At 61.1% G+C, this 10,298-nt stretch carries 10 protein-coding genes; 7 read left to right on the top strand and 3 right to left on the bottom strand.

The genetic code is table 11. The features are described from left to right. The first annotated feature begins 197 nt into the window (after positions 1 to 197). From EN964_RS12880 to EN964_RS12875, 3 genes are read left to right on the top strand one after another with little or no spacing between them, the layout of a single operon-like run. Positions 198 to 1,169, top strand: coding sequence for a hypothetical protein (locus EN964_RS12880; protein ID WP_236382664.1), 972 nt, complete (start codon positions 198 to 200; stop codon positions 1,167 to 1,169). Then, the gene (locus EN964_RS38500; RefSeq protein ID WP_236382662.1) at positions 1,133 to 1,357 is read left to right on the top strand and encodes a hypothetical protein; all 225 of its coding nucleotides are present in this window, start codon (positions 1,133 to 1,135) and stop codon (positions 1,355 to 1,357) included. Before EN964_RS12880 ends, EN964_RS38500 begins: the two co-directional genes overlap by 37 nt. Beyond that, complete coding sequence (locus EN964_RS12875) at positions 1,350 to 2,063, top strand: ATP-binding cassette domain-containing protein (RefSeq protein WP_236382661.1); 714 nt, start codon at positions 1,350 to 1,352, stop codon at positions 2,061 to 2,063. Before EN964_RS38500 ends, EN964_RS12875 begins: the two co-directional genes overlap by 8 nt. A 410-nt stretch (positions 2,064 to 2,473) precedes the next feature. Here EN964_RS12875 and EN964_RS12870 read toward each other — a convergent pair whose 3' ends face one another. The 3 genes from EN964_RS12870 to EN964_RS12860 form a co-directional block, all read right to left on the bottom strand. Continuing rightward, a complete protein-coding gene (locus EN964_RS12870) occupies positions 2,474 to 3,460 on the bottom strand; it encodes an ABC transporter permease (RefSeq protein ID WP_164748686.1) in 987 nt (328 codons plus the stop codon). 14 nt (positions 3,461 to 3,474) lie between these two features. After that, a complete protein-coding gene (locus tag EN964_RS12865) occupies positions 3,475 to 4,971 on the bottom strand; it encodes a sugar ABC transporter ATP-binding protein (RefSeq protein ID WP_164750984.1) in 1,497 nt (498 codons plus the stop codon). Between the two features lie 73 nt (positions 4,972 to 5,044). Continuing rightward, complete coding sequence (locus EN964_RS12860) at positions 5,045 to 6,112, bottom strand: ABC transporter substrate-binding protein (protein WP_127372127.1); 1,068 nt, start codon at positions 6,110 to 6,112, stop codon at positions 5,045 to 5,047. 330 nt (positions 6,113 to 6,442) lie between these two features. On the opposite strand from EN964_RS12860, the gene EN964_RS12855 reads away from it, so the two are divergent. From EN964_RS12855 to EN964_RS12840, 4 genes are all read left to right on the top strand, one after another. Beyond that, positions 6,443 to 7,306: a DeoR/GlpR family DNA-binding transcription regulator gene (locus EN964_RS12855; protein WP_164748685.1), complete on the top strand. Its 864-nt coding sequence runs from the start codon at positions 6,443 to 6,445 to the stop codon at positions 7,304 to 7,306. Next, positions 7,293 to 8,387, top strand: coding sequence for a four-carbon acid sugar kinase family protein (locus tag EN964_RS12850; RefSeq protein WP_127268458.1), 1,095 nt, complete (start codon positions 7,293 to 7,295; stop codon positions 8,385 to 8,387). The genes EN964_RS12855 and EN964_RS12850 overlap by 14 nt, the downstream gene beginning before the upstream one ends. Before the next feature lie 228 nt (positions 8,388 to 8,615). After that, the gene (gene pdxA, locus EN964_RS12845) at positions 8,616 to 9,647 is read left to right on the top strand and encodes a 4-hydroxythreonine-4-phosphate dehydrogenase PdxA (RefSeq protein WP_206517092.1); all 1,032 of its coding nucleotides are present in this window, start codon (positions 8,616 to 8,618) and stop codon (positions 9,645 to 9,647) included. 41 nt (positions 9,648 to 9,688) lie between these two features. After that, positions 9,689 to 10,298 (top strand): aldehyde dehydrogenase (locus EN964_RS12840; RefSeq protein ID WP_127276422.1); only part of this gene is annotated, 610 nt, incomplete at its 3' end.

The following is a 10,298-nucleotide window of genomic DNA, read 5'->3' as shown; positions in this document are numbered from 1 at the left end:
GGACGCGACGGCGGGGTGCGCACCGCCACGACCAGCCTTCAGGCGACGATGCAGGGCTATCTCCTGATGGCGCTGAAGAATGTAACCGCCAAACCTCTGTGGGAGGCTGAGCCGCTACGGCCCTACTGGCGGCACAATCGTCACCGACCTATGTCGATATCCAACCGGCTTTGAGGCCCGATCACGAAGATGGAACAATGCGGCACGACGGGCTTGTCCTGACCTTGCTCCGACGCGAACTCTCGGCTGGCTTGCGCTCGATGCGCCGCCGCGACCTTGCCTGGATCGGGCTTGGTGGCTGGGCCCTTTTTGCCTACGCCATGGCCGACGTCGTTGTCGCGTTGCAGGCCGGGGCGGCCACGCTGCGGCAGGAGCAGGCGCTGTGGCTGCTTGGTTTGCCGAGCGCGCTTCTCATTCTTGGCGGCTTCGCTGGCAACGCGCTCGCCAGGCTTTGCCTGTCGCGCGCCTTCGCGCCTTTCCTGAAGGCTTTGCCGCTGTCGCTTCGGGAGCGCCGGCGCATGGCGGCGGTGGCGGCGTGTGCGCTGGGCGTCCCCATTGTTTTCATCGTCGCAGCAGCAGTAGGCCTTGGCTGTCTCGTCATTGCAAAACCACTGGCACCGACCTGGGGTCTCGGCGCCGCGATCCTGTTTGGCGCCAGCTTCTGTGCGACAGCCGTCCTGTGCCTGCGGAGCGCGCGCGACCTGGTCAACGCCGACACTGCCGATCTGGCAAGGGATCCGGACGGGCGCCGGCCCTTGCTAGGTGCCGTCGATCGTTCGACACCGGCGTGGCTCTCCAGCTGGGCCTGGGATCTACCCGCCGGCCGCATAGTACTTTCGTGGCGGCTGGTGGGAGCAGCCATCCTGTTTGGTTTCGCGACGGTTGTTGCTGCCTCCATCAGCTTCGTTCGTCACGATGCCGTGCCGGCGGCCATGGCCGGCCTGACCGGCGGCCTTCTCGTCTTCATGCTGAGCGCGCGCTTCCATCCGCTGGACTCGCCAGTGCTGCGCACGGCTCCGCTCGGCTTCACCAGGGCCTGGCTGCGCCTGGCGCGGCTGCCCCTGCAATTGTCGGTCGCCTACTTTCTCCTGCCGGCCGTTGCTGCCTTGGCGGCTGAGCCTCGGCCTGGGCGATGCCGCTCGCTAGCGGCTTCTGGCTGCTGGCGCTGAACGGCGCCTATGCGGTGTTTGCCGCCTATTTCATGACCGCGCCATTCGTCGCCGCGCTGAGCTTCCTCGGCGCCATCGCCTACACCAGCTACGAGTCGCTCGAATATGGGCGCACGGTGCTGATCGGCTTTGCCGCCCTTGTCCTGTTCCTGTGGCACCGGGCGCAACGGAGATATCGCCATGGATAGCAGTGTCGATCCTGTCGAGATACTCGCGGTTCGCGGGCTCGGCGCCGGCTATGGGGGCCGACCAGTTGTCGCCGGCATCGGGATGACGCTCGATCGGGGTGACATCCTTGGCCTGCTCGGCGCAAACAGCTCAGGAAAATCCACCTTGCTGAAGGCGATCACCGGTCAGATCCGGCTGCTCCAGGGAAGTGTGGCGATCGACGGCCGCGATCTCGCCAGCGCGCCGGAGCCCGCCAAGGCCGGCTTCGGTCTGGCCATCGATCCGCCTGAACTGCCGGCAGCGCTCACCGGGCGGCAATATCTCCAGCTCGTCGCGTCGATCCGTGGCTGTACGGAGAATGACTGGCCTGGCGTCGAAGTTGTCGAGAGATTGGGGCTGAGGCGCTGGCTCGAACGGCCGATTGCCGAATATTCGCTTGGCACGCAGGCCAAGATTGCCATTGCCGCCGCATTGCTCGGCGCGCCACCGCTGCTCATCTTCGACGAATCCCTGAATGGCCTCGATCCGCTCGCCGCCTTTGAGGTCAAGCGCATCATCCGTGCCATCGCACTGAGGGGGCAGCCACGCGGTCATCATCTCCACCCATATCGTGGAAGCCGTTCCCGGCCTTTGCAACCGCGCGGTGCTTCTGGCCGAGGGCAGCATTGTCCGAGAGTGGGATGCCCGGCAGTTGGCCGAGGCAAGCCACGCGCCCGGCGCTTTTGAGCTCCACGTTATGCAGGCGCTGTCGGAACCCATGAGCTGGCCAAAGAGGTAACGCGGCTTTTTTACCCAGAGGGAACGGCTTTCGGGTGACGTCTGCCTTTGGGTAGTGGCAAAGGCATCCCGAATTAGCGAACGGAGGCGCAAAGCTGCCATTCGTTTCAAAATGAATATGGTCAGCAAATGCTGAATCAGCTTCTTGAGTCAAATTGGGCGAACCGCTTACGCCACGTAGGTCGCCTGCGTGAAAGCCGGCAGGAAGCGACCGCCACCCTTCAACCGCACCATGGCGTACGTGGCTGGGAGAGCGACGGACGGCGACCAGCAGCGAGTTCGCCAGCAGACTGGAGATACAACGTCGAGTGCACGAAGATCAGAAAGGCGCGAGATCTCGCCCAACCGCAGGTCGACGCTCACTTGATGATGCCGATCTTCTTGCGATCAATGGTCACGAATACGGCGCAGACCAAAACCGTACCCTTGACGATATTCTGAAGGTACGGATCGACACCGGCCATGTTCATGCCGTTGGAAAGCAGAGTGATGATCAAAACACCCAGCATGGTACCGACAACACTGCCTACGCCTCCAGTCAATGGTGTTCCGCCGACGACCACCGCGGCTATGACGTCCAGTTCAAGCCCCTCCCCGAGTTGGGCGGTGGCGGCCATGGCGCGCGCGGCTTGTAGCAAGCCGGCAATGCCGCACAAGGCACCGAGAAGCACATACATATAGATTTTCACGCGCGCGACCTGAATGCCCGTTAGAATGGCGACACGTTCCCCACCGCCTATGGCGCGAACCTCGCGCCCGAACACCGTCCTGTTGATGATGCCATACGCGACAACCATCAGCACCAGGCCAACGATCACGGAGTGCGGAATGCCCAAAGTCCGATTGGTATAGACATCAAGGAATTGCTCATCCTCGATCGAGACAGGAGCGCCACGTGTAAAAAGCAGCACGATGCCGCGATAGACCACCATCGCTCCCATGGTTGCGATGAAGGACGGCACCTTGCCTTTGGCCAGGAGAACGCCGTTGATCAATCCGGCAACAGCACCGACGGCAATGGCGGGAATGATCGCCGCGGCGCCAAGGCTGTCAGCTGTCAATGCGGCTGCCAATGCCGCCAGTGCAACAATTGAACCGACCGAAAGATCGATTGAACCGGCCATGATGACGAAGGTCATGCCGAGCGCAGCAACCAGCAGCACCGTGCCCTGTTGAAGCACGATGAGAAGGTTGCTGAAGGTCAGGAAGCGTGGCGAGGCTATCGAGAAGATCACAATGAGCAGGACGAGCATGGCAAGCGGAAAGCCGCGTTTGACGACTTCGAACCTGGCATTGACGCCGGGTTCCCTGGTTGCGTTCGGTCTCTTGGTGGCGATCGAGGTCACGTTCGTTTCCATGGTCAGGCCATATGTCCAATGATGTCATGCTCGGTGGCATCGGCTGCCGTCTCGATGCGATGCGTAATTTGTCCTTGCCGGAGCACCAGCAAACGGTCCGACATACCGATCAGCTCAGGCATGTCTTCTGAAGACAGGATCACGGCGAGGCCCTGCGCCGCCTTCTGCTGAATGATGCGATAGATTTCCGCGCGGGCGCCGATATCGACGCCGCGTGTAGGATTGTTGAGCAGGAGCAGACGTGGCTGGACAGCCAAGCATTTGCCGATCACCACCTTTTGCAAATTGCCGCCCGAGAGCGAACGGCAGGACGCGTCGACGCTTTGCGTCTTGATGCCGAACTGGGCGATGAGGTCACCCGCGATGGCAATGGCAGCGGCGCGATCGAAGAACGGCCCACGATGCGGTGGGCGGGCCATCACCAGATTGTCGAGGAGACTGAAGTCGGCGATCAGGCCTTCATTGTGACGGTCACCAGGCAAATGAGCGACGCCCTGTCGCCAGGCGAAAGTCGGACTCGACGGCGCGTATGAACCATTTGCAAGCTTCATCGAGCCACTGCGCAAAGGCAAGTCGCCGCAAATGGCTGCGAACAGCGCTTCGGCGCCAGCGCCTTTCAATCCGGCAAGGCCGAGGATTTCGCCGGCATGTACATCCAGGCTGACGCCGTCGAGTTCGCGCCCAACGGCGACCTCGCAGGCTTCGAAGACAACAGGACCCCGTCGCGGCTTGCCTGGATCTTTCGGCGGCCGCGGCGGATAGATGCTTTTCGCGAGTTCGCGCCCCACCATGCGGCGATGAATTTCATTGGGCTCGATCTCGGCCCTGCGATAGGTTCCGACATATTGCCCGTCTTTCAGGATCGTCAATTCATCCGCGACGGCAAGCACCTCGTCGAGATGATGAGAGACGAAGGCTACGGTCATCCCCTGCCCTTTGAGTTCGCTGATGACGCCAAGGACAGCCTGAACCTCTCGATGATCGAGATAGGCGGTGGATTCGTCGAGAAGGAGGATTTTCGGATTTGTAGACAGCGCTCGGGCGATCTCGATGCATTTCAGCTCGCCGAGATTGAGGCTGCCTATGTCGGCAGAGACCGATATTTGCGCGCCAATCCGTTCGAGGATCGCTTGCGCCGCCAATTCCATACGCCTGCGATCGACAAAACCGAGAGAGCCGGCGAACTGTCGCAGACGATCGATGAAGATGTTTTCGGCAACGGTCAGCGAACGGTTGATCGTGATTTCCTGGTATACAAGCGACACGCCAAGGGCCGCCGCACCGATAACACTTGGTGGGGCATATCTTGCGTCATCCAACGTCATAACGCCGCTGTCAGGCCGTTCCGCGCCAGCGAGCATACGCAAGGTCGTCGATTTGCCGGCTCCATTTTCGCCGACGATGGCGTGAACCATACCGGGCCGAAGCACCACCGATACGCCATCCACGGCGCGTGTCTGGCCGTAGCTCTTGCGCAGGTCGCTCGCAGTCAGTGTCATGAATTGAATACGCCCAAATGCCAGGCAGGTCCTGCCCGCAACCGTGGGATTGCAGGCAGGTCCAACCGTACGTTCAGTTGCTATATTGCATCTCGAAAACGGCTGGCTTGGCATCCTTGTTGTAGAAGCGGGAGTGCTGCCTGAAATCATATGTCGGCACGCCGCCAGGAAAGTCCTTCTCGAACTGCGCGACGCGATCCTTGGTCAGCGGCAGCAGCTTCAGCTTGACATTGTCGGCGCCCGCGGGAACCGGAATACCCTTGATCTGATCGAAAAGCGCGACAAGGGCGAAGCCGCCCTGAAGCCAATGACCGCCAATATCGAAAAGCAGGTCGCCGGACTTTACCGCATCGACATTCTCAGGGTTGAGATCCATTCCGACGACCATAACGTCCTTGCCGGGCGCTTTCCCGTGATTCTTGAGAGCAGCCATCACGCCGGTCGCAGTGCCGCCGTTCGCAGCCCAGACGCCGGTGATGTCCGGATTGCCCTGGAAGAGCGATTCAAACGCGGTCTGTGACGTATCACGGACGAAATTGCCATCGACTTCGCCGGCGACGCGCACATCGGGCGCTTCCTTGAGAGCGTCTTCCAGCCCCTTGCGACGATCGATGGCGACCGAGGTGCCGGCGGTGCCGTTCACCACGCCGATCACTTTCTTGCCATCCGACCCCGGCTTGATCGCTGCGAACAGCGCCTTGGCCATTTGGTATCCGGCGCCTTCATCGCTCGGCCCGATAAAGGCGATGTAATTGGGGAAACGCTCGGTTTGAGGCGAAAAATCCGGGTAGCTGTCGGTGAGAACGACCGGTATCTCGGCTTCCTTCGCCAAGGTAAGCCCACGAGCGGCAGTGGCCCAATAGGGTGTGAAAACAATGCCGTCAACTTTCTGGGCCACCAGGTCCTCAAGCGACTTGACCATCTGGTCGGGCTTGTTGTCGGCATTGAGCACGACGAGCTTTACCCCAAGCTCATCCGCTCCCTTCTTCATGAAGGCGACATAGCTGTTCCAGAATTGCGCATCCAGGGTCGGCACGACAACGCCGACCGTGGGTTCATCGGCAGCGACAGCCGCCGTTGACAAGACGGCCGCAGCAGCGGCGCCGACAAGGGCCGATTTCAGCTTCGACAAGAAAGACATGGTTCCTCCAACCCGGTTCGCAACAGAGCCAAGCGCTCTGAATCGCTGACTTAATTTCCCATTTTTTGACAAGAACTGCGCACTTGTCAGCGCCAATTGACGACGATTGACGATCATCGCTTATCACATATGGTCAAAATCAGTCAAAATAATTCTAATGAGGCCAAAAGCGATTGGAATTCGCTCATCGCCATAACAAACCAGTGGGCTCGCCGAATGGATTCGTGATATTCGCGATGCTGGGCTCGCCATGATTCCGGCGAGCGTGTTGCTGCACTGTGCGGAGATAGGAACGTGGCAAGGAATGTTCGAAAATCAACGGTGGAAGATATGGCGCCGTCAGCGTCCGCCGGGTCATGGGAAGACGATGGCGGGCGTGGACGGGTCGATCTGATCCCAGCCAAGCGCCATGCTTTCATTCTCGAATGCCTTAAACGGGAAGGAACCGTTGGCGTTCAGGAACTCATCGATCTCATCGGCGCGTCACCTTCGACCATCCGGCGCGACCTCGAGACACTGGAACGGCAGGGAGCATTGGAGCGAACGCATGGCGGAGCAATGCTTCAACGCACGGAACTCGCCACCTTCGAGCCGGATCTCGCCACTGCCGCACACTTCGCCAGGGCTGAGAAGGAGGCCATAGGTGCGGCCATGATGTCGGAACTTCGCCCCGGCCAGAGTGTCATTTTCGACGCAAGCACGACTGTTCTGGAAGTCGCCCGCGCCATCGCGGCTGCACCCATTGCGCTTACTGCCGTCACCAACAGTCTGGCGATCGCGCAGATACTCGCAACCGTGCCGGGAGTACGCCTCGTCATGCTTGGAGGCACCTGCAAGCCGGGTTCCCTAACTCTGGTTGGCCAGCCTGGCGAGAATTTCCTGCGCACCATCCACGCCGATGTGGCAATTCTGGGCACGCATGCCATCACCGGGGACATGCTCACGGAGACCTCGCTCGAGGTCGCGGCGATGAAGCAGGCGATGATCGCCGCGGCACGCCGGGTGGTCGTGCTTGCCGACAATTCCAAATTCACCACTCCCAATTTCTGCACCATCTGCCGCCTGTCCGACATCCACCAGGTCATTACCGATGACGGCATCGATCAGGCCAACCTCACCAATCTTCGGACGCTCGATGTGAACGTCCGCGTCGTGCGCGTCAGCCGTCCGGGTTCTTCAGTTGAGCGCTCTTGAGACTGTCGATATCCGGATCATCGCGGACGACCTGACTGGCGCTCTGGACAGCGCGGTTTGCTTCGCCTCGCCAGGCCACGGTGTCGGCGTGAGCTGGCAACTGGATCGTGCGCTCTCGGGGCGTTTGGCTGTCGATATCGCCACACGTGAGGGTGCCGAGACAACCGCCGTCGCGAGACATTCGAGGTACGCGCCGTGGCTTGCCGCCGGACAACTGAGTTTCAAGAAGATCGACAGCCTTCTGCGCGGTCACGTCATCGCCGAAATACAAGCCTGCATCGTCGAGGGTGGGTACCAGCGCGTTGTTCTGGCACCCGCGTTCCCCTTTCAGGGCCGCGTTACACGTCTTGGGCGTCAATGGCGGCTCGACCGGTCCGAAATGGTAGGTCCCGACATCGTCGCCGGCCTGGGTCAGCGCTTTTCGTCTGGCCGGTCGGTACCGGGCGCGCGGCCGGTTCATTTCATCACACTCTACGACGCCGAAACGGACAAGGACCTGGACGAAATCGTTGCAACGGCGAGCGCGCCGCGGACACTCTGGGTTGGTACGGGCGGCCTGGCTGCAGCGCTGGCACGGCACGTGGGCACGCCACGCATGCCTATTCCGGCATTGCCCGCCCCGTTCCTTGGCCTTGTCGGCACAAATCACGAAGTCACGACGGCGCAGGTGGCCTGCTTTTCCGCCAGCCATGCGGACGCGCATATCGTCGTGGAACGCGACATCGACAAAGCGAAAAGGGATTTGGCGAAACGGATCATGAGAGGCGCGCCATCGGTTGTCACCGTCGCTGCATCGGGTGATCGCCACGCGGTGGCGGATCATATCGGCAAGGTGTTTGCCTCGCTTCTCGACGGCTTGCCACTGCCCGGAACGCTGCTCGTCACCGGCGGTGAAACATTGCGATCGGTGTGCTCCAGCCTGGGCGTCGTCGAACTCACGGTCGAGAGCGAGATCGAGCCGGGGCTTCCGATTTCCAGGATCGAAGGCGGTGTTTTCAAGGGGCTGGCCACAATCTCGAAATCTGGCGCATTCGGCGACAGCGCCCTCTTCTGCAGGCTCGCGACTCCAGCCCATCGCTGATCAGGACCGTCGCCGGCCAAAGGCATGGGGCGGGTCATTCGCGCCGGTCAAATCACGTCCAACGACGGTTCAGCAGCCCGGGGATATGGGCTCGCCCCCCTCGGAGGGGTTGAAAACATGCCGATTTTCACCGCACCGTTGATTACGAATGACCGCGAAAGAAAACTATTGCGCATTGATGGTTATAAGGCTTAGAAGATGCTCACAATTGACCAATTAGAGGCGTTCATGTCTGGTCCAAGACTCGGCATCACAATGGGTGATCCTGCGGGCATCGGCCCCGAGATCATCGCAAAGGCATGCGCACGGCTGAAACCGCGCCTTGCCGACGGATCGTTGTCCCTTCTCATAATCGGCAGCGTCACCGCGATGCGTGCGATGGAGTCGATTTCCGGGCGCATCGAGGAGGAACAGCCGTCGGCTTCGGCCACCGGGGTTTTTCCGCCGCTAGCCATTCTCGAAGCCGGCCCCGAACGCACACCTATCGAGACAGGCGTCTTGTCGGCGGAAGGCGGGCGCCTCGCCTATCTGGCGATCGAAAAGGCCGTTCGCCTGGCGCAGGCCGGTTCAATTGCGGGCATCGTTACGGCTCCCCTCAACAAGGAGGCGCTCAATCTGGCCGGCTATCATTATGCCGGTCACACCGACATGCTGGCAGAACTGACAGGCGCCCGCGATTCCGTGATGATGCTCGCCCATGGCGATTTTCGCGTCAGCCACGTCTCGACCCACGTCGCGCTGGCCCAGGTTCCATCGAAACTGACCGAACCTCGGTTGCGGCGGGTTATCCAGTTGACGGTCGAGGCGTTGCACGGCCTTGGCATTTCCCATCCCCGAATTGCGATTGCCGCGCTTAACCCGCACGCCGGCGAAGGCGGCATTTTCGGCCGGGAGGATATCGACATCACGACCCCGGTCGTCGCCTCCTACAACTCCGCCGATTTTGCCGTGTTTGGGCCTGTTCCCGGCGATACGGTTTTCGTCAAGTTGCGCGCCCGCCAGTATGACGCGGTGGTCGCGATGTATCACGATCAGGGCCATGTCCCGGTGAAACTGCTCGGCTTCAATGTCGATCCCGAGACCGGTGAGTGGAAAGCGCTCTCCGGTGTCAATGTCACGCTCGGCCTTCCGATCATCCGCACCTCCGTCGACCACGGCACGGCCTTCGACATCGCCGGCAAGGGCATCGCCAATGAGGACAGCTTGGTCGAAGCGATCGAGTTCGCGGTCCAGATGGCCGCGGCGAAATCCAACCCTTAGGCGTCGGCACGCCTGCAACGCACGCAGAACCGGATTGAACCATGTCAGCAGAAGAAAAGACATCGTATCTCATGTTGATCAACGGGAAGTTCGTCATCGGCGAAGCTGGCACGCGCTCGGTTATCAACCCGGCTAACGGCAAGGCCTTTGTCGACGTGCCCGAGGCAAGCCCAGACCAGGCTCGCCAGGCGATAGACGCCGCCCGCAAGGCGCAGAAGGCTTGGGGGCTCAAATCGCCTCTTGCCCGTGCGGCGATCATGAAGCGGATCGCGGTCTTGATCCGGCAGAACGCCCGGCATCTGGCCGAGGTGGTGGTCAGGGAACAAGGCAAACCGATCAATGAAGCAATAGGTGAAGTCGGCGGCGCAGCCGAGTTCTTCGACTACTACGCCGAATTTGCCCGTCGCATTCAAGGTGAGATCTTGCCGTCCGACTACGCGGGAGAGCAGGTCTGGATACAGCGTGTACCGGTAGGCGTTGTCGCCGCCATCATTCCGTGGAATTACCCGAGCGCCTTGGTCAGCCGAAAGGTGGCGCCCGCCATGATCGCCGGCGACACCATCGTCCTCAAACCACATGAAGACACGCCGCTTTCGGCGCTCGAAATGGCTCGCATCTTTGTCGAAGCGGGCGTGCCGGACGGCGTGGTGA

Origin of the sequence: Mesorhizobium sp. M7A.F.Ca.CA.001.10.2.1 (genome assembly GCF_003998575.1) — a bacterium.
Taxonomy (GTDB): domain Bacteria; phylum Pseudomonadota; class Alphaproteobacteria; order Rhizobiales; family Rhizobiaceae; genus Mesorhizobium.
Note: the sequence above shows the minus strand (reverse complement) of the source record. Positions and strands in the feature narration are given on the sequence as shown.

What these genes read in the sequence shown, in the direction of transcription:
- EN964_RS12880 (WP_236382664.1), top strand. Translation starts at nt 198, where the DNA reads ATGCGGCACGACGGGCTTGTCCTGACCTTGCTCCGACGCGAACTCTCG.
- EN964_RS38500 (WP_236382662.1), top strand. Translation starts at nt 1,133, where the DNA reads ATGCCGCTCGCTAGCGGCTTCTGGCTGCTGGCGCTGAACGGCGCCTAT.
- EN964_RS12875 (WP_236382661.1), top strand. Translation starts at nt 1,350, where the DNA reads ATGGATAGCAGTGTCGATCCTGTCGAGATACTCGCGGTTCGCGGGCTC.
- EN964_RS12865 (WP_164750984.1), bottom strand. Translation starts at nt 4,971, where the DNA reads ATGACACTGACTGCGAGCGACCTGCGCAAGAGCTACGGCCAGACACGC.
- EN964_RS12860 (WP_127372127.1), bottom strand. Translation starts at nt 6,112, where the DNA reads ATGTCTTTCTTGTCGAAGCTGAAATCGGCCCTTGTCGGCGCCGCTGCT.
- EN964_RS12855 (WP_164748685.1), top strand. Translation starts at nt 6,443, where the DNA reads ATGGCGCCGTCAGCGTCCGCCGGGTCATGGGAAGACGATGGCGGGCGT.
- pdxA (WP_206517092.1), top strand. Translation starts at nt 8,616, where the DNA reads ATGTCTGGTCCAAGACTCGGCATCACAATGGGTGATCCTGCGGGCATC.